Source organism: Pseudomonas citronellolis (assembly GCF_001586155.1).
In the GTDB taxonomy this organism is placed as follows: domain Bacteria; phylum Pseudomonadota; class Gammaproteobacteria; order Pseudomonadales; family Pseudomonadaceae; genus Pseudomonas; species Pseudomonas citronellolis.
Genome location: NZ_CP014158.1, coordinates 6,004,512 through 6,022,163, shown reverse-complemented (window position 1 = coordinate 6,022,163; position 17,652 = coordinate 6,004,512). Strand labels below are relative to the sequence as shown.

16 protein-coding genes and 2 tRNA genes are annotated in these 17,652 nt (G+C 65.3%); 17 read left to right on the top strand and 1 reads right to left on the bottom strand.

Going from position 1 to position 17,652, the window contains the following annotated elements; genetic code table 11:
* The first annotated feature begins 3 nt into the window (after positions 1 to 3).
* Positions 4 to 408: a hypothetical protein gene (locus PcP3B5_RS26385; protein ID WP_024128096.1), complete on the top strand. Its 405-nt coding sequence runs from the start codon at positions 4 to 6 to the stop codon at positions 406 to 408.
* Between the two features lie 49 nt (positions 409 to 457).
* On the opposite strand, the gene PcP3B5_RS26380 is transcribed toward PcP3B5_RS26385, so the two are convergent.
* Positions 458 to 772 (bottom strand): YhbY family RNA-binding protein, encoded by a 315-nt coding sequence (locus PcP3B5_RS26380; protein WP_061562804.1) that lies wholly within the window; start codon positions 770 to 772, stop codon positions 458 to 460.
* 78 nt (positions 773 to 850) lie between these two features.
* Here PcP3B5_RS26380 and rlmE point away from each other — a divergent pair, with 78 nt between their 5' ends.
* The 16 genes from rlmE (at position 851) to PcP3B5_RS26300 (ending at position 17,518) form a co-directional block, all read left to right on the top strand.
* Positions 851 to 1,474 carry a 23S rRNA (uridine(2552)-2'-O)-methyltransferase RlmE gene (gene rlmE / locus PcP3B5_RS26375; RefSeq protein WP_009613054.1) on the top strand — a complete coding sequence of 208 codons (624 nt, stop codon included), beginning with the start codon at positions 851 to 853 and terminating at the stop codon, positions 1,472 to 1,474.
* 198 nt (positions 1,475 to 1,672) lie between these two features.
* Positions 1,673 to 3,592: an ATP-dependent zinc metalloprotease FtsH gene (gene ftsH, locus PcP3B5_RS26370; protein ID WP_024128095.1), complete on the top strand. Its 1,920-nt coding sequence runs from the start codon at positions 1,673 to 1,675 to the stop codon at positions 3,590 to 3,592.
* Between the two features lie 9 nt (positions 3,593 to 3,601).
* Entirely contained in the window at positions 3,602 to 4,471 is an 870-nt protein-coding gene (gene folP, locus PcP3B5_RS26365) for a dihydropteroate synthase (protein ID WP_061562803.1), read from the top strand.
* Complete coding sequence (gene glmM / locus PcP3B5_RS26360) at positions 4,468 to 5,808, top strand: phosphoglucosamine mutase (RefSeq protein WP_009613051.1); 1,341 nt, start codon at positions 4,468 to 4,470, stop codon at positions 5,806 to 5,808. Before folP ends, glmM begins: the two co-directional genes overlap by 4 nt.
* 65 nt (positions 5,809 to 5,873) lie before the next feature.
* Positions 5,874 to 6,629, top strand: a complete 756-nt coding sequence (tpiA, locus tag PcP3B5_RS26355) for a triose-phosphate isomerase (RefSeq protein ID WP_009613048.1) — start codon at positions 5,874 to 5,876, stop codon at positions 6,627 to 6,629.
* 2 nt (positions 6,630 to 6,631) lie between these two features.
* Positions 6,632 to 7,024, top strand: coding sequence for a preprotein translocase subunit SecG (gene secG / locus PcP3B5_RS26350; protein WP_043269011.1), 393 nt, complete (start codon positions 6,632 to 6,634; stop codon positions 7,022 to 7,024).
* Between the two features lie 13 nt (positions 7,025 to 7,037).
* Positions 7,038 to 7,123 (top strand) — tRNA-Leu (locus tag PcP3B5_RS26345).
* Between the two features lie 89 nt (positions 7,124 to 7,212).
* Positions 7,213 to 7,289, top strand: a tRNA-Met gene (locus PcP3B5_RS26340).
* Between the two features lie 128 nt (positions 7,290 to 7,417).
* Complete coding sequence (rimP, locus tag PcP3B5_RS26335; RefSeq protein WP_009613046.1) at positions 7,418 to 7,876, top strand: ribosome maturation factor RimP; 459 nt, start codon at positions 7,418 to 7,420, stop codon at positions 7,874 to 7,876.
* 46 nt (positions 7,877 to 7,922) lie between these two features.
* Positions 7,923 to 9,404, top strand: a complete 1,482-nt coding sequence (gene nusA / locus PcP3B5_RS26330; protein ID WP_009613044.1) for a transcription termination factor NusA — start codon at positions 7,923 to 7,925, stop codon at positions 9,402 to 9,404.
* Positions 9,405 to 9,431: 27 nt separating this feature from the next.
* Positions 9,432 to 11,957 carry a translation initiation factor IF-2 gene (gene infB / locus PcP3B5_RS26325; protein ID WP_009613042.1) on the top strand — a complete coding sequence of 842 codons (2,526 nt, stop codon included), beginning with the start codon at positions 9,432 to 9,434 and terminating at the stop codon, positions 11,955 to 11,957.
* Between the two features lie 103 nt (positions 11,958 to 12,060).
* Positions 12,061 to 12,450, top strand: coding sequence for a 30S ribosome-binding factor RbfA (gene rbfA / locus PcP3B5_RS26320; RefSeq protein WP_009613040.1), 390 nt, complete (start codon positions 12,061 to 12,063; stop codon positions 12,448 to 12,450).
* 3 nt (positions 12,451 to 12,453) lie between these two features.
* Positions 12,454 to 13,368 carry a tRNA pseudouridine(55) synthase TruB gene (gene truB, locus PcP3B5_RS26315; protein WP_043269015.1) on the top strand — a complete coding sequence of 305 codons (915 nt, stop codon included), beginning with the start codon at positions 12,454 to 12,456 and terminating at the stop codon, positions 13,366 to 13,368.
* Between the two features lie 99 nt (positions 13,369 to 13,467).
* Positions 13,468 to 13,737 carry a 30S ribosomal protein S15 gene (gene rpsO, locus PcP3B5_RS26310; RefSeq protein WP_009613036.1) on the top strand — a complete coding sequence of 90 codons (270 nt, stop codon included), beginning with the start codon at positions 13,468 to 13,470 and terminating at the stop codon, positions 13,735 to 13,737.
* A gap of 166 nt (positions 13,738 to 13,903) precedes the next feature.
* Complete coding sequence (pnp, locus tag PcP3B5_RS26305; RefSeq protein ID WP_009613034.1) at positions 13,904 to 16,009, top strand: polyribonucleotide nucleotidyltransferase; 2,106 nt, start codon at positions 13,904 to 13,906, stop codon at positions 16,007 to 16,009.
* A gap of 90 nt (positions 16,010 to 16,099) precedes the next feature.
* Complete coding sequence (locus PcP3B5_RS26300; protein ID WP_061562802.1) at positions 16,100 to 17,518, top strand: hypothetical protein; 1,419 nt, start codon at positions 16,100 to 16,102, stop codon at positions 17,516 to 17,518.
* Positions 17,519 to 17,652 lie beyond the last annotated feature (134 nt).

Here is a 17,652-nt window from a genome sequence, read left to right as displayed (position 1 = left end):
CCGCTGAAAGCCGCCGCAGCCAGTTGGTTGCTGGCCCAGACCTTCTGGGTCGGCGGCCTCTGGCTGTTGCGTTTCGTGGTCCTGCCGGCGCTGCAGAAGGTCGGCCTGGCGCCGCTGCTGGTGCAGTCGGTGGCCGACGCGCTGACGCCGTTGCTGGTGGGGTTCGCCGGCTTCTGCGCGCTGCTCCAGGTATTGGTGCTGGTGACTGCGCAGGGGCTGTCGAGCCTCTGGCGCGAGATGCGCGGGCAATTGCTTCTGACGGTGCTGGCGATGGTGGCGAGCTACCTGGTGGTGAACCAACTGGCGCCGGATGCCCAGCGCTGGCTGCTGTTCAACTACCTGGTGCTGGCCCTGTGCGGCGTGCTGCTGGTGCTGCAGCCGGTACCGGGGCGGGACGCGGCGCGCTGAGCGCCGGCGGGGAGCCTCGGCCGGGCGCCTGGGCGCCCGGCCTATGCTGTCACAGGCCGCTGTAGCGGCTGACGTTCGACAGGTTGCGGTTCGGCTTGGGGTTGCGGCGGTAGACCAGGGCCATCTTGCCGATGGTCTGGATCAGCTCGCAACTGCCGTTCCGGCACAGCTCGTCGATCAGCACGCGGCGGTCGTCGCGCTCGGTGATGCGGAACTGCACCTTGATCAGTTCGTGATCGTTGAGCGCACGCTCCAGTTCGGCCATGACGCCCTCGGTAAGACCGTTTTCGGCAACGGTCAATACAGGCTTCAGGTGGTGGCCGATAGATTTGAACTGTTTCTTCTGCTCCTGAGTGAGCGCCATAATCAGACCCCTGGGAAAAAAGGCGGATATTCTACCCGAGTTTCGGTTTACCGGGTGCCCGCTCAGACGAGGTAACAAGTGGCCCGTTCCAAGACTAGCCATCGCTGGCTGAAAGAACACTTCGACGATCCTTACGTGAAGATGGCGCAACGCGACGGCTACCGCTCGCGCGCCAGCTACAAGCTGCTGGAAATCCAGGAGAAGGATCGCATCCTGCGCCCGGGCATGACCGTGGTCGACCTCGGCGCCGCGCCGGGCGGCTGGTCGCAGGTCACCAGCCGGGTGATCGGCGACAAGGGCACGCTGATCGCCTCGGACATCCTGCCGATGGACAGCATCCCGGACGTCACCTTCATCCAGGGCGACTTCACCGAAGACGAGGTCTTCGCCCGGCTGCTCGAGGCCATCGGAGAAAATCCGGTAGACCTTGTGATTTCCGATATGGCCCCCAATATGAGTGGACTGCCCGCCGTGGACATGCCCCGTGCCATGTTCCTCTGCGAGCTGGCGCTGGACCTGTGCGCCCGGGTGTTGCGACCGGGCGGCGATTTCCTGATCAAGATCTTCCAGGGCGAGGGCTTCGACACCTACCTGAAGACGGTCCGCGAGAATTTCGAGAAGGTACAGATGCGCAAGCCGCTGTCCTCCCGCGACCGCTCCCGCGAGCAATATCTGCTCGCGCGGGGCTTCCGCGGGGCCTAGACTGCGACGAATGGGCCGTCTGTCCGTCCACTGCACGCAAGTAGGGCTTGTCCCGGCTCGCGCCGGGGTTCATAAAGGGTTACAGACGCCTCCTACGTCGCTAGGGGTTGTGTAGTAATTTGGCCGGCAGGAGTCTGGCCGTCGTGTGAAGCGGTTTCCAGGGCGGAGCCGGCTTCAGAGGGTAATCAATTGAACGACATGGCAAAGAACCTGATCCTGTGGTTGATCATCGCGGCGGTGCTGGTCACCGTGATGAACAACTTCTCCAGTCCGAGCGAGCCGCAGACGCTCAACTACTCGGACTTCATCCAACAGGTGAAGGAAGGCAAGGTCGAGCGGGTTACCGTCGACGGCTACGTGATCACTGGCAAGCGCCAGGACGGGGATACCTTCAAGACCGTCCGTCCGGCGATCCAGGACAACGGCCTGATCGGCGACCTGGTCAACAACAACGTGGTCATCGAGGGCAAGCAGCCCGAGCAGCAGAGCATCTGGACGCAACTGCTGGTCGCCAGCTTCCCGATCCTGGTGATCATTGCCGTGTTCATGTTCTTCATGCGCCAGATGCAGGGCGGCGGCGGTGGCCGCGGCGGCCCGATGAGCTTCGGCAAGAGCAAGGCGCGCCTGCTGTCCGAGGACCAGGTCAAGACCACCTTCGCTGACGTCGCCGGCTGCGACGAGGCCAAGGAAGAGGTCAGCGAGCTGGTCGAGTTCCTCCGCGACCCGGGCAAGTTCCAGCGCCTGGGCGGCCGCATCCCGCGCGGCGTGCTGATGGTCGGCCCGCCCGGTACCGGCAAGACCCTGCTGGCCAAGGCCATCGCCGGCGAGGCCAAGGTGCCGTTCTTCACCATCTCCGGTTCCGACTTCGTCGAGATGTTCGTCGGCGTGGGCGCCTCCCGCGTGCGCGACATGTTCGACCAGGCCAAGAAACACGCCCCGTGCATCATCTTCATCGACGAGATCGACGCCGTCGGCCGCCATCGTGGCGCCGGCCTGGGCGGCGGTCATGACGAGCGCGAGCAGACCCTCAACCAGCTGCTGGTGGAGATGGACGGCTTCGAGATGAACGACGGCATCATCGTCATCGCCGCCACCAACCGTCCGGACGTGCTCGACCCGGCGCTGCTGCGCCCGGGCCGCTTCGACCGCCAGGTGGTGGTCGGCCTGCCGGACATCCGCGGCCGCGAGCAGATCCTCAAGGTGCACATGCGCAAGGTCCCGCTGGGCGACAACGTCGACGCGGCGGTGATCGCCCGCGGCACCCCGGGCTTCTCCGGCGCCGACCTGGCCAACCTGGTCAACGAGGCCTCGCTGTTCGCCGCCCGCGCCAACAAGCGCATCGTCGACATGCGCGAGTTCGAGCTGGCCAAGGACAAGATCATGATGGGCGCCGAGCGCAAGACCATGGTCATGTCCGAGAAGGAGAAGAAGAACACCGCCTTCCACGAGGCCGGCCACGCCATCGTCGGCCGCCTGGTGCCGGAGCATGACCCGGTCTACAAGGTTTCCATCATCCCCCGCGGCCGCGCCCTGGGCGTGACCATGTTCCTCCCCGAGGAGGATCGCTACAGCCTGTCCAAGCGCGCCCTGGAAAGCCAGATCTGCTCGCTGTTCGGCGGCCGTATCGCGGAAGAGATGACCCTCGGCTTCGAAGGCGTCACCACCGGCGCCTCCAACGACATCATGCGTGCCACCCAGCTGGCGCGGAACATGGTCACCAAGTGGGGCCTGTCCGAGAAGCTCGGCCCGCTGATGTACGCCGAAGAGGAGGGCGAGGTGTTCCTCGGCCGCAGCGCCGGCAGCCAGCACGCCAACGTCTCCGGCGAGACCGCCAAGCTGATCGACCAGGAAGTGCGGCGCATCATCGACGACTGCTACGGCACCGCCAAGCGCCTGCTGGAAGAGAACCGCGACAAGCTCGACATGATGGCCGACGCACTGATGAAGTACGAAACCATCGACGCCGACCAGATCGACGACATCATGGCCGGCCGCGTGCCGCGCGAGCCGCGCGACTGGCAGGGCGGCGGTTCCGGTTCCTCCGGCTCGGCGACAGCCAGCCGCGACGAGGGTGGCCGCAAGGAAAACCCCATCGGTGGGCCCGCCGGCGAGCACTGAGAGCACTAGATGAGTTTCGAGCTGTACCCGACCCGGTTGCCTTGCGGCAACCGGGTTCTTGATTTAGGGCGTACCCATGTCATGGGTATCCTTAACGTCACCCCGGACTCCTTTTCCGACGGCGGCCGCTTCAGCCAGCGCGACGTCGCGTTGCGCCACGCCGCCGCGATGGTCGAGGCTGGCGCCAGCCTGATCGACGTGGGCGGCGAGTCGACTCGCCCGGGCGCGCGCCTGGTGTCGCCGACCGAGGAACTGGAGCGCGTGGCGCCGGTGGTGGAAGCCATCGCCCGCGAACTGGACGTGGTGATTTCCGTCGACACCTCGACCCCCGCCGTGATGCGCGAGACCGCGCGTCTGGGCGCCGGGCTGATCAACGACGTGCGCTCGCTGCAGCGCGATGGCGCGCTGGACGCCGCGGTGGATACCGGGTTGGCCGTGTGCCTGATGCACATGCGCGGCGAGCCGAGCACCATGCAGAACGACCCGCGCTATTCCGACATCCTGGCCGAGGTGCATGATTTCCTCGCCGAGCGCATCGCCGTCTGCGAGGCGGCGGGAATCGCGCGCGAGCGCCTGGTGCTCGACCCCGGCTTCGGCTTCGCCAAGACCCAGGCGCACAACCTGGTGCTGTTCCGGCGCATGGAGCGTCTGCTGGAACTGGGCTGCCCGCTGCTGGTCGGAGTGTCGCGCAAGAGCATGATCGGCCGCGCCCTGGGGCGCGAGGTCGGTGTCCGTCTGTATGGCAGCCTGGCGCTGGCGGCCTTGGCCGTGGCCAAGGGGGCGCGCATCATTCGCGTGCACGACGTTGCCGAAACGGTGGATGTGGTCCGCATGATCGATGCGGTGGAACAAGCTGAGGAAGAAGGACTGACAGCATGAGCAGGAAATATTTCGGTACCGATGGCATCCGTGGCCGCGTCGGCACGCCGCCGATCACGCCGGACTTCGTGCTCAAGCTGGGCTGGGCGGTGGGCATGGCCTTCCGCCAGCAGGGCAAGTGCCGCGTGCTGGTCGGCAAGGACACGCGGATTTCCGGCTACATGTTCGAATCGGCCCTGGAGGCCGGCCTGTCGGCCGCCGGCGCCGACGTGATGCTGCTGGGCCCGATGCCGACCCCCGGCATCGCCTACCTGACGCGGACCTTCCACGCCGAGGCGGGCATCGTCATCAGTGCCTCGCACAACCCGCACGACGACAACGGCATCAAGTTCTTCTCCGGCCAGGGCACCAAGCTGCCCGACGACGTCGAGCTGATGATCGAGGAACTGATCGACACGCCCATGACGGTGGTCGACTCCGCGCGCCTGGGCAAGGTCTCGCGGATCAACGACGCCGCCGGCCGCTACATCGAGTTCTGCAAGAGCAGCGTGCCCACCAGCACCGACTTCTCCGGCCTGCGCCTGGTCGTCGACTGCGCCCATGGCGCCACCTACAAGGTCGCGCCCAGCGTGTTCCGCGAGCTGGGTGCCCAGGTTTCGGTGATCGGCGCGCAGCCCAACGGCCTGAACATCAACGACAACTGCGGCTCCACCCACGTCGCCGCGCTGCAGGCGGCGGTCATCGCCGAGCAGGCCGACATGGGCATCGCCTTCGACGGCGACGGCGACCGCGTGATGATGGTCGACCATACCGGCGCGGTGGTGGACGGCGACGAGATCCTCTTCCTGATCGCCCGCGACATGCAGGAGCGCAACCGCCTGCAGGGCGGCGTGGTCGGCACCCTGATGAGCAACCTGGGCCTGGAGCTGGCCCTGGCCGACCTGCAGATCCCCTTCACCCGGGCCAAGGTCGGCGACCGCTACGTGATGGCGGAAATGCTCGATCGCGGCTGGCAGCTGGGTGGCGAGAACTCCGGCCACGTGGTCTGCGCCCAGCACACCACCACCGGCGACGCCATCATCGCCGCGCTTCAGGTGCTGATGGCGCTGAAGAGCCGCGGCCAGACCCTCGCCGAGGCGCGCCAGGGCATCCGCAGGTTCCCGCAGGTGCTGATCAACGTGCGCTACCAGGGCAAGGACGTCGATCCCATCGAGCATCCGGCGGTCAAGGAGGCTTGCGCCCGCGTCACCGAAAGCATGGCCGGCCGTGGCCGCGTGCTGCTGCGCAAGTCCGGCACCGAACCGCTGGTGCGGGTGATGGTCGAGGGCGACGAAGAGACCCGGGTGCGTGCCTACGCCGAACAGCTGGCGAAGGTCGTAACCGAGGTATGTGCTTGATTTCTCTTGTCAGTCCGATTTTTGTCGAGTAACATCTGCGCCCACTTTGCTCAGCGAGGTACAGCATGCGTCGACCCTTAGTGGCCGGGAACTGGAAAATGCACGGTACCCGCTCCAGTGTTGCGGAGCTGATCAAAGGCTTGCGACAACTGGCTCTGCCTACAGGTGTCGACGTGGCGGTTCTGCCGCCCTGTCTGTACATCAACCAGGTTCTTCAGGGCCTGGATGGCAAGGCGGTTGCGGTCGGTGCGCAGAACTGCGCGATCGAGCCGATGCAGGGCGCCCTCACGGGCGAGATTGCTGCCAGCCAGCTGGCCGATGCCGGTTGCTCCCTGGTTCTGGTGGGGCACTCCGAGCGCCGCCAGGTGCTGGGCGAAAGCGACGGTGTCATCAGTCGCAAGTTCGCCGCGGCGCAATCCTGTGGCCTGGTTCCCGTGTTGTGCGTGGGCGAGACCCGCGAGCAGCGCGAAGCCGGCAAGACCCTCGAGGTCGTCGGGCGTCAGTTGAGCTCGGTGATAGAAGATTTGGGCGTCGGGGCTTTCTCCCGCGCCGTAGTGGCTTACGAGCCGGTGTGGGCAATCGGGACGGGGCTTACCGCCTCGCCTGAAGAAGCCCAGGAAGTACATGCGGCCATCCGTGCGCAATTGGCGGCAGAGAATGCCGAGGTCGCCCGCGGGGTTCGCCTGCTTTACGGCGGTAGCGTCAAGGCAGCGAATGCGGTCGAACTGTTCGGCATGCCGGACATCGATGGGGGGTTGATTGGTGGTGCCTCCCTGAATGCGGATGAGTTCGGTGCGATCTGTCGCGCCGCGGGAAGCTGAAGATGCTGGAAACAGTTGTAATCGTGATTCACCTGCTGATGGCGCTGGGTCTGGTTGTACTGGTCCTGCTTCAGCATGGCAAGGGTGCGGATGCCGGTGCCTCCTTTGGCGCTGGTGCTTCGGGTACCGTTTTCGGTAGCCAGGGTTCCGCAACCTTCCTCAGTCGTTTTACTGCTGTACTGGCTGCAATTTTTTTCATTACCAGCTTGGGTTTAGCGTATTTCGCTAAAGAAAAAGCTGATATGATACGTCACATCGGACTTCCTGATCCGGCAGTGATGGAGCAGCATCAGGAGAAGGTCCCGGCAACCTCCGACGTGCCGGCGACCCAGGGGCAGCAACAAGCCCCGGCAGCTGGTAACGGTGACGTTCCGGCAGCTCCTGAGCAGAAGTAAGGCAAAGGTTTTTGCCGAGGTGGTGGAATTGGTAGACACGCTACCTTGAGGTGGTAGTGGCCATAGGCTGTAGGGGTTCGAGTCCCCTCCTCGGTACCATATACGAAGCCCCGCATGCGGGGCTTTCGTTTCCGGTGCGTCGGTTGACCTGGATAGGGTGTAACCGTATAATTTCGCACCAGCTTTGACGCGGGATGGAGCAGTCTGGTAGCTCGTCGGGCTCATAACCCGAAGGTCGTTGGTTCAAATCCAGCTCCCGCAACCAGTTATGGCAGAGCCCCTTTTCAGGGGCTTTTTGCTAGCTGGACAGTCCGCGCCGCCGTTGCTGGGCGGCCCTTTAGGGATGGGCGTTTCGCCCATTTTTCGTTTCTACGGCATACGCGAGGCGATCAGGTGTCGAGCAAGCTAGAACAGTTGCAGGCCTTGCTGGCCCCTGTGGTAGAGGCGCTCGGCTACGAGTGCTGGGGCCTCGAGTTCCTGTCCCAGGGACGTCATTCCCTGCTGAGGGTCTATATCGACAAGGCCGACGGCATCCTGATCGAGGACTGCGAGACGGTCAGTCGTCAGGTCAGCGGCGTGCTCGACGTCGAGGACCCGATCAGCGGCGAATACACCCTGGAAGTTTCCTCCCCGGGTATGGACCGCCCGCTGTTCACCCTCGAGCAGTTCGCCCGCTACGTTGGCGAGCAAGTGAAGATCAAGTTGCGCGTGCCCTTCGAGCGTCGCCGCAACTTCCAGGGCGTCCTCCGCGGTGTGGAGGAGCAGGACGTGGTGGTCCTGGTGGACGACCATGAATACCTGCTGCCGATCGATTCGATCGATAAGGCCAACATCATTCCCCGATTTGAGTGAGCCGCGGATCAAGCGGATTCCAATGGATTGAAAGGCGAGGCGTACGATGAGCAAAGAAGTACTGCTGGTTGTTGAGTCGGTATCCAACGAGAAAGGTGTACCGCCCGGCGTGATTTTCGAGGCGCTGGAACTGGCTCTGGCGACCGCCACCAAGAAGCGTTTCGAGGACGAGGTCGACCTGCGCGTGCAGATCAACCGCACCAACGGCAACTACGACACCTTCCGCCGCTGGACCGTGGTCGAGGACGAGGACTACTCCAACCCGGCCGCCGAGCTGACCGTCGAGGACGTGCAGGAAAGCCACCCGGGCACCAAGGCCGGCGACGTCATCGAAGAGAAGATCGAGTCCATCGAGTTCGGCCGCATTGCCGCGCAGACCGCCAAGCAGGTCATCGTGCAGAAGGTCCGCGAGGCCGAGCGCGCCCAGGTGGTCGACGCCTACCGCGAGAAGGTCGGCGAGATCATCTCCGGCACCGTCAAGAAGGTCACCCGCGACAACGTCATCGTCGACCTGGGCAACAACGCCGAAGCGCTGCTGGCCCGCGACCAGATCATCCCGCGCGAGACCTTCCGCGTCGGCACCCGCGTGCGTGCCCTGCTCAAGGAAATCCGCAGCGAGAACCGCGGCCCGCAACTGGTCCTCTCGCGCACCGCGCCGGAGATGCTGGTCGAGCTGTTCCGCATCGAAGTGCCGGAAATCGCCGAGCAGCTGATCGATGTCATGGCCGCTGCCCGCGACCCGGGTTCGCGCGCCAAGATCGCGGTACGCTCCAAGGACAAGCGCATCGACCCGCAGGGCGCCTGCATCGGCATGCGCGGTTCGCGCGTCCAGGCCGTGTCCGGCGAACTGGGCGGCGAGCGCGTGGACATCGTCCTGTGGGACGACAACCCCGCGCAGTTCGTCATCAACGCCATGGCTCCGGCCGAAGTGGCGGCGATCATCGTCGACGAAGATACCCACACCATGGATATCGCCGTCGCCGAGGACAACCTGGCCCAGGCCATCGGCCGCAGCGGCCAGAACGTCCGCCTGGCCAGCCAGCTGACCGGCTGGACGCTGAACGTGATGACCGAGGCCGACATCCAGGCCAAGCAGCAGGCCGAGACCGGTGACATCCTGCAGCGCTTCATCGACGAGCTGGATGTCGACGAGGAGCTGGCCCAGGTACTGGTCGAGGAAGGCTTCACCACCCTGGAAGAAATCGCCTACGTACCGATGGAAGAGATGCTCAACATCGACGGCTTTGACGAAGACATCGTCAACGAGCTGCGCTCGCGCGCCAAGGACCGTCTGTTGACCAAAGCCATCGCGACCGAGGAAAAACTTGCCGACGCGCAACCGGCCGAAGACCTGCTCAGCCTCGATGGCATGACCAAAGAGCTGGCCTTGGACCTGGTGCTGCGTGGCGTAACCACCCGTGAAGATCTTGCCGAGCAGTCTATCGACGACCTGCTCGACATCGACGGCATGGACGAAGAGCGTGCCGGCAAGTTGATCATGGCCGCCCGGGCCCATTGGTTCGAGTAAGCATTCGCGGCCTGAGGAGAGAAATGCATGACGCAAGTCACGGTGAAAGAACTGGCCAAAACGGTCGATACGCCGGTCGAGCGCCTGCTGCAGCAGATGCGCGAGGCGGGCCTGCCGCACAGCAGTGCCGAGCAGGTAGTGACCGATAACGAAAAGCAGGCTCTGCTGGCGCACCTCAAGGGTAGCCACGGCGATCGCCTGGAAGAACCGCGCAAGATCACCCTGCAGCGTAAGACCACCTCCACCCTGCGGGTGGCCGGCAGCAAGACGGTGAGCGTCGAGGTCCGCAAGAAGAAGACCTACGTCAAGCGCAGCCCCGACGAGATCGAGGCCGAGCGCCAGCGCGAGCTGGAAGAGCAGCGCGCCGCCGAGGAAGCGGCTCGCCTGAAGGCCGAGGAAGAAGCCCGTCAGAAGGCCGAAGCCGAAGCCCGCCGTCAGGCCGAGGAAGCGGCTCGTCGCCAGCCTGACCAGGCTCCCCAGCCTGCGGCCCCCGCTGTCGCTGCCGGGGCTCCGGCTGCCGCGCCTGTCGCGCCCGCCGCCGCTCCGGCTGCTGGCGAGGAGCGCAAGAAGGAAGCCGAAGTACGCCGTCCGCCCAAGCGCGAAGAGGAAGACGAGCGTCGCGATCGCAAGCATGCCCAGCATCGCCCGTCGATCAAGGAAAAGGAAAAGACCTCCGCGCCGCGCGTTGTTCGCACCGGTGTGGATGACGACGACAGTTTCGGTCGCCGTGGCGGCGGTCGCGGCAAGTCGAAGCTGAAGAAGCGTAACCAGCACGGGTTCCAGAGCCCGACAGGACCGATTGTGCGTGAAGTGAGTATCGGTGAGACCATCACAGTTGCTGAGCTGGCTCAGCAGATGTCGGTGAAGGGCGCCGAAGTCGTCAAGTTCATGTTCAAGATGGGCACCCCGGTGACCATCAACCAGGTACTCGACCAGGAGACCGCCCAACTGATCGCCGAGGAACTCGGCCACAAGGTCAAGCTGGTCAGCGAGAACGCCCTGGAAGAGCAACTGGCCGAGTCGCTGAAGTTCGAAGGCGAGGCGGTAGCCCGTGCGCCGGTAGTGACCGTGATGGGCCACGTCGACCACGGCAAGACCTCGCTGCTCGACTACATCCGCCGTGCCAAGGTGGCCGCGGGCGAAGCCGGCGGCATCACCCAGCACATCGGCGCCTACCACGTGGAAACCGACCGCGGCATGGTCACCTTCCTCGACACCCCCGGCCACGCCGCGTTCACCGCGATGCGTGCCCGTGGCGCCCAGGCGACCGACATCGTCATCCTGGTGGTGGCGGCCGACGACGGCGTCATGCCGCAGACCCAGGAAGCCGTCCAGCACGCGAAAGCCGCTGGCGTGCCGATCGTGGTCGCGATCAACAAGATCGACAAGCCCGACGCCAACCCGGACAACATCAAGAACGGCCTGGCCGCGCTCGACGTGATCCCGGAAGAGTGGGGCGGCGACGCACCCTTCGTGCCGGTCTCGGCGAAGATGGGTACCGGCGTCGACGAGCTGCTCGAAGCCGTGCTGCTGCAGGCCGAAGTCCTGGAGCTCAAAGCCACCCCGTCGGCCCCCGGCCGTGGCGTGGTGGTCGAGTCGCGCCTGGACAAGGGCCGTGGCCCGGTAGCCACCGTGCTGGTCCAGGACGGTACCCTGCGCCAGGGCGACATGATCCTCTGCGGCGTGAACTACGGCCGCGTGCGCGCCATGCTCGACGAGAACGGCAAGCCGATCAAGGAAGCCGGCCCGTCCATCCCGGTCGAGATCCTCGGCCTGGACGGCACGCCGGATGCCGGTGACGAAGTGACCGTGGTCGCCGACGAGAAGAAGGCCCGCGAAGTCGCGCTGTTCCGCCAGGGCAAGTTCCGCGAGGTCAAGCTGGCTCGCCAGCAGTCGGCCAAGCTGGAAAACATCTTCGAGAACATGGGCCAGGAAGAGAAAAAGACCCTCAACATCGTCCTCAAGGCCGACGTGCGTGGTTCCCTGGAAGCCCTGCAGGGCTCGCTCAGCGGTCTGGGCAACGAAGAAGTGCAGGTCCGCGTGGTCGGCGGCGGCGTCGGTGGCATCACCGAATCCGATGCCAACCTGGCGCTGGCCTCCAACGCGGTGCTGTTCGGCTTCAACGTCCGTGCCGACGCCGGTGCGCGCAAGATCGTCGAGGCCGAAGGCCTGGACATGCGTTACTACAACGTGATCTACGACATCATCGAAGACGTCAAGAAAGCCCTGACCGGCATGCTCGGCAGCGATGTCCGCGAGAACATCCTGGGTATCGCCGAAGTGCGTGACGTGTTCCGTTCGCCGAAGTTCGGCGCGGTCGCCGGCTGCATGGTCACCGAGGGCCTGGTGCACCGCAACCGTCCGATCCGCGTACTGCGCGACGACGTGGTGATCTTCGAAGGCGAGCTGGAATCGCTGCGCCGCTTCAAGGACGACGTGGCCGAAGTCCGTGCCGGCATGGAGTGCGGTATCGGTGTGAAGAGCTACAACGACGTCCGCGTCGGCGACAAGATCGAAGTGTTCGAGAAGGTCGAAGTCGCTCGTACCCTGTAAGGGCCGACGAGCGTGAACGCAGCGCCCGGGTCAGCCTTGCTGATCCGGGCGTTTGCCGCTTATTCGTCCGGTGCCCATGGGCCACCGGAAGCAGGTTAGGAAAATGGCAAAAGAGTACAGCCGTACCCAACGCATCGGCGATCAGATGCAGCGCGAACTGGCGCTGCTGATCCAGCGCGAGGTCAAGGACCCGCGCCTGGGCCTGGTGACCATCACTGGCGTCGACGTGGCGCGCGACCTGTCCCACGCCAAGGTGTTCATCACCGTGATGGGGCAGGACGACAACGCCGAGCTGATCAAGCAGAACGTCTCGATCCTCAACGACGCCGCCGGCTTCCTGCGCATGCACCTGGGCAAGGCGATGAAGCTGCGCAGCGTGCCGCAGCTGCATTTCAGCTACGACGCCAGCATCCGCCGCGGCGCCGAGCTGTCGGCGCTGATCGAGCGGGCGGTGGCGGAAGACCGTCGTCACGGTGGCGGTTCCGAGGAGTAAGGCGTGGCCCAGGTGAAACGTATCCGCCGTGCGGTCAACGGCGTGCTGGTGCTCGACAAGCCGCGCGGCATGAGCTCCAACCAGGCCCTGCAGAAGGTGCGCTGGCTGCTCAATGCGGAAAAGGCCGGGCACACCGGCAGCCTCGACCCCCTGGCCACCGGCGTACTGCCGCTGTGCTTCGGCGAGGCCACCAAGTTCTCCCAGTACCTGCTGGATGCCGACAAGGGCTACGAGACCCTGGCCCAGCTGGGCGTCACCACCACCACCGGCGACGCCGAGGGCGAAGTGCTCGAGGAACGCCAGGTGACCGTCGGTCGGGAGGCCCTAGAGGCCCTGCTGCCGCGCTTCCGCGGCGAAATAGAGCAGGTGCCGCCGATGTATTCGGCACTGAAGAAGGACGGCCAGCCGCTGTACAAGTTGGCCCGCGCAGGAGAGGTAGTGGAGCGCGAGGCGCGTTCTGTTACTATTGCGCGCTTGGAACTGCTGGCCTTCGAGGCGCCTTGCGCCACCCTGGCCGTTTCCTGCAGCAAGGGCACCTACATCCGCACCCTGGTCGAGGACATCGGCCGCGAGCTGGGCTGCGGCGCCCACGTGGCTGCGCTGCGGCGCACCCAGGCGGGCCCCTTCGGCCTGGCCCAGGCGGTGACGCTGGAGGAACTGGTGCAGGTCCATGCCGAGGGCGGCAACGAGGCCCTCGACCGCTTCCTGCTGCCGGTGGACGCCGGCCTGGAACACTGGCCGCTGCTGCAGCTGTCCGAGCACAGCGCCTACTATTGGCTGCATGGGCAGCCGGTACGCGCACCCGAGGCGCCGAAGTTCGGCATGCTACGGGTACAGGATCACGAAGGTCGCTTCATCGGTATCGGTGAGGTGACCGACGACGGGCGCATCGCGCCGCGTCGACTGATTCGGTCGTAAGGCCGGAAACCCGAGGGTGGCTGTCAACAGGCACGGTCACACCTCCTTTATGAACACAGGGAAAAGTCCCTGGCCTGTTACCTCAGAGGAAAGCCCATCATGGCACTGAGCGTCCAAGAGAAAGCCCAGATCGTAAACGAGTACAAGCAAGCTGAAGGCGACACCGGTTCCCCGGAAGTGCAGGTTGCCCTGCTGTCCGCCAACATCAACAAGCTGCAGGACCACTTCAAGGCCAACGGCAAAGACCACCACTCCCGTCGTGGCCTGATCCGCATGGTCAACCAGCGCCGCAAGCTGCTGGACTACCTGAAGAACAAGGACACTGCTCGTTACAGCGCCCTGATCGGTCGCCTGGGCCTGCGTCGCTAAGACGTGAGCGAGCCGGAAGCTGGAAGTGGGAAGCTGGAAGTGGGGCGTTGCTCTTGCTTCCGGTTTTCGGCTTCCAGCTTTCGGCTTTTTTAGGGAATGATTTTGGGTCCGACTCCCGGCATTTCCACGATTTCCCCCAAGGCAACTAAGTGAAGGTAAAGACACCGTGAACCCGGTAACCAAGAAATTCCAGTTCGGTCAATCGACCGTAACCCTCGAGACTGGCCGCATTGCCCGCCAGGCCACCGGCGCCGTGCTGGTCACCATGGACGACGTCACCGTGCTGGTCACCGTCGTGGGCGCCAAGCAGGCCGACCCGAACAAGGGCTTCTTCCCGCTGTCCGTCCACTACCAGGAAAAGACCTACGCAGCCGGCCGCATCCCCGGTGGTTTCTTCAAGCGTGAAGGCCGTCCTTCCGAGAAGGAAACCCTGACCTCGCGCCTGATCGACCGTCCGATCCGCCCGCTGTTCCCCGAAGGCTTCATGAACGAAGTGCAGGTCGTCTGCACCGTCGTTTCCACCGGCAAGAAGACCGATCCGGACATCGCCGCCATGATCGGCACCTCCGCCGCCCTGGCGATCTCCGGCATTCCCTTCGCCGGCCCGATCGGCGCCGCCCGCGTGGGCTTCCACCCGGAAGTCGGCTACATCCTCAACCCGACCTACGAGCAACTGCAGAGCTCCAGCCTCGACATGGTCGTGGCCGGTACCTCCGACGCCGTGCTGATGGTCGAGTCCGAAGCCGACGAGCTGACCGAAGACCAGATGCTGGGCGCCGTGCTGTACGCCCATGAAGAATTCCAGGCGGTCATCCGCGCCGTCGCCGAACTGGCCACCGAAGCCGGCAAGCCGAGCTGGAACTGGAGCGCCCCGGCCGAGAACACCGCCCTGATCGAGGCCATCAAGGCCGAGTTCGGCGCCGCCATTTCCGACGCCTACACCATCACCATCAAGCAGGAGCGCTACGCCGCCCTGGACGCCCTGCGTGAAGAGATCGTCGCCAGGTTCGCCGGCGAAGGCGAAGGCCAGTACTCGGCCAGCGAGGTCAAGGACGTCTTCGGCCTGCTGGAATACCGCACCGTTCGCGAGAACATCGTCAACGGCAAGCCGCGTATCGACGGTCGCGACACCCGCACCGTGCGTCCGCTGAAGATCGAAGTCGGCGTGCTCGGCAAGACCCACGGCTCGGCCCTGTTCACCCGTGGCGAAACCCAGGCCCTGGTCGTCGCCACCCTCGGCACCGCCCGTGACGCCCAACTGCTCGACACCCTCGAAGGCGAGCGCAAGGACCCGTTCATGCTGCACTACAACTTCCCGCCGTTCTCGGTGGGCGAGTGCGGCCGCATGGGCAGCCCGGGCCGTCGCGAAATCGGCCACGGCCGTCTGGCCCGTCGTGGCGTCGCCGCCATGCTGCCGTCGCAGGACGAGTTCCCCTACACCATCCGCGTGGTTTCCGAGATCACCGAATCCAACGGTTCCAGCTCCATGGCTTCCGTGTGCGGCGCCTCCCTGGCGCTGATGGACGCCGGCGTGCCGGTTCGCGCTCCGGTTGCCGGCATCGCCATGGGCCTGGTCAAGGAAGGCGACAAGTTCGCCGTCCTGACCGACATCCTGGGTGACGAAGACCACCTGGGCGACATGGACTTCAAGGTCGCCGGTACCGCCAAGGGCGTCACTGCCCTGCAGATGGACATCAAGATCAACGGCATCACCGAAGAGATCATGGAGATCGCCCTGGAGCAGGCGCTGGAAGCGCGCCTGAACATCCTCGGCCAGATGAACCAGGTCATCGCCCAGCCGCGCGCCGAGCTGTCGGAAAACGCCCCGACCATGCTGTCGATGAAGATCGATCCGGACAAGATCCGCGACGTCATCGGCAAGGGCGGCGCCACCATCCGCGGCATCTGCGAAGAGACCAAGGCCTCGATCGACATCGAGGACGACGGCAGCGTGAAGATCTACGGCGAAACCAAGGAAGCCGCCGAGGCCGCCAAGCAGCGCGTCCTGGGCATCACCGCGGAAGCCGAGATCGGCAAGATCTACGTCGGCAAGGTCGAGCGCATCGTCGACTTCGGCGCCTTCGTCAACATCCTGCCGGGCAAGGACGGTCTGGTGCACATCTCGCAGATCAGCGACAAGCGCATCGACAAGGTCACCGACGTGCTCAAGGAAGGCGAGGAAGTCAAGGTCCTGGTTCTGGACGTCGACAACCGCGGCCGCATCAAGCTGTCCATCAAGGACGTGGCCGCTGCCGAAGCCTCTGGCGTCTAAGCGGTAGCAAAATGAAAGAGGGCCCCTTGCGGGCCCTCTTTTTTTGCCTGGAAAATGGCGTCTCGCCAGCACGCAAGGACAGCCAGGCCGATGGACAAGCATTACTGCCACTACCACCAGGCGCAGCCCGCCACCTGGTTCTGCCTGCCGTGCCAGCGCCACTACGGCGACTGCTGCGTGCCGCTGAACGCCGACGCACCGGAATACGCCCCGGCCTGCCCGCTGTGCCGCAACGGCCTGCAGTACCTGGGCGCGGCCAACAGCGCCCAGCCGTTCTGGGAGCGCCTGCCGAAGTTCTTCGCCTACGCCCTGCAACCGGGCCCGCTGATGTTCGCCGCGGCGCTGGCCCTGGCCAGTCTGTTCATGCCCAGCATGCTGCTGCTGTGGCTGGCCCTGCTGAGCGTGGCCACCAAGTACCTGCACAGCGTCATCGAGGTGGTCAGCCTGGGCAGCAACGATGCGCCCGGCCTGGGCGAGGCCTTCGACCTCTCCAGCCTGGGCGCCTTCCTGCGCCAACTGGCGGTGTTCGTCGTGGCCGCGGTGGTGCTCTGGCTGGCCGCGGACTTCGACAATCCCTCGCTGTTCTGGGCGGTGAACCTCGCCCTGGTGCTGGTGCTGCCGGCCAGCGTCATCCGCCTGGCCCTGGACAAGAGCCTGGGCGCGGCGCTCAGCCCGGTGGAAGTCGGCCAGGTGATCGGCGCCATGGGCTGGCGATACCTGATCCTCTGCGTCTTCCTGTTCATCCTTTGGCAATCGCCGAACTACCTGGCCTGGCTGCTCGGCTTCGGCCTGCCCAAGGTGGTGCTGATGCCGATACTGGTGGCGCTGCTCGGCTACTTCGGTGTGGTGATGTGCGCGATGATGGGTTACGCCGTGTTCCAGTACCAGGGCGCGCTGGGCTATGCGGTGGCAGGCGACGACGTCGTGCAGGGCTTCCCCGAGGCCGAATGGCGTCGGCGCCGGGCGCTGGCCGAAGCCGAGGTGAGGGTGAAGGAAGGGCAGGGCGGCGCGGCCGTGGAGACACTGGCGGCGGCCCTGCGCCAGGACCCCGAGGACCTGCGCCTGAACGAGCGCTACCACCAGCTGCTGTACGGGCTGAACGAGCGCGAGGCCTGCCTGGCCCACCTGGCGGACTACCTGCCCCTGGCGACGCGGCTGAACCCGCAACTGGCGGCCGGCGCGCTGCTCAATGCCCGGCAGTTGCAGGCTGACTACCTGCCGGACGACCCGCTGGTGTGCGAACGCATCGCCGAGGTGCTGCTGCAGCGGCACAAGGCCCGCGAGGCCCTGAGTCTGCTGCGCAACCTGCACCAGCGCTTCCCGCAGTACCCGCAGATTCCGCGGGCGTACCTGCTGGCCGCGCGCGGCTTCGCCGAAGGCCTCGGGCAACTGGAGCCGGCCGGCAAGCTGCTGGCGTTCATCCGCCAGCGCTACCCGGACACGCCGTTGCTCGCCGAGGTGGCCAGCCTGGAACAGGTGCTGGAGAAGATGGCCCGCCAGGGCGGTTAGCCCGTGCAAATTGCACGGCGCCTTGGCCCCCAGTGTGCAATTTGCCGGTCCAGGGGCCCCGGGCGCTTTTGCTAGGTGTTTGATTTAAAAGGAATTAGCCTTCGCGGAAAAACTGGCCCGGAGCTTGCGATATC

Coding starts and splice junctions, on each gene's coding strand:
- glmM (WP_009613051.1), top strand. CDS start 4,468: ATGAGCAGGAAATATTTCGGTACCGATGGCATCCGTGGCCGCGTCGGC.
- tpiA (WP_009613048.1), top strand. CDS start 5,874: ATGCGTCGACCCTTAGTGGCCGGGAACTGGAAAATGCACGGTACCCGC.
- secG (WP_043269011.1), top strand. CDS start 6,632: ATGCTGGAAACAGTTGTAATCGTGATTCACCTGCTGATGGCGCTGGGT.
- PcP3B5_RS26380 (WP_061562804.1), bottom strand. CDS start 772: ATGGCGCTCACTCAGGAGCAGAAGAAACAGTTCAAATCTATCGGCCAC.
- infB (WP_009613042.1), top strand. CDS start 9,432: ATGACGCAAGTCACGGTGAAAGAACTGGCCAAAACGGTCGATACGCCG.
- folP (WP_061562803.1), top strand. CDS start 3,602: ATGAGTTTCGAGCTGTACCCGACCCGGTTGCCTTGCGGCAACCGGGTT.
- nusA (WP_009613044.1), top strand. CDS start 7,923: ATGAGCAAAGAAGTACTGCTGGTTGTTGAGTCGGTATCCAACGAGAAA.
- rpsO (WP_009613036.1), top strand. CDS start 13,468: ATGGCACTGAGCGTCCAAGAGAAAGCCCAGATCGTAAACGAGTACAAG.
- rbfA (WP_009613040.1), top strand. CDS start 12,061: ATGGCAAAAGAGTACAGCCGTACCCAACGCATCGGCGATCAGATGCAG.
- PcP3B5_RS26300 (WP_061562802.1), top strand. CDS start 16,100: ATGGACAAGCATTACTGCCACTACCACCAGGCGCAGCCCGCCACCTGG.
- ftsH (WP_024128095.1), top strand. CDS start 1,673: ATGGCAAAGAACCTGATCCTGTGGTTGATCATCGCGGCGGTGCTGGTC.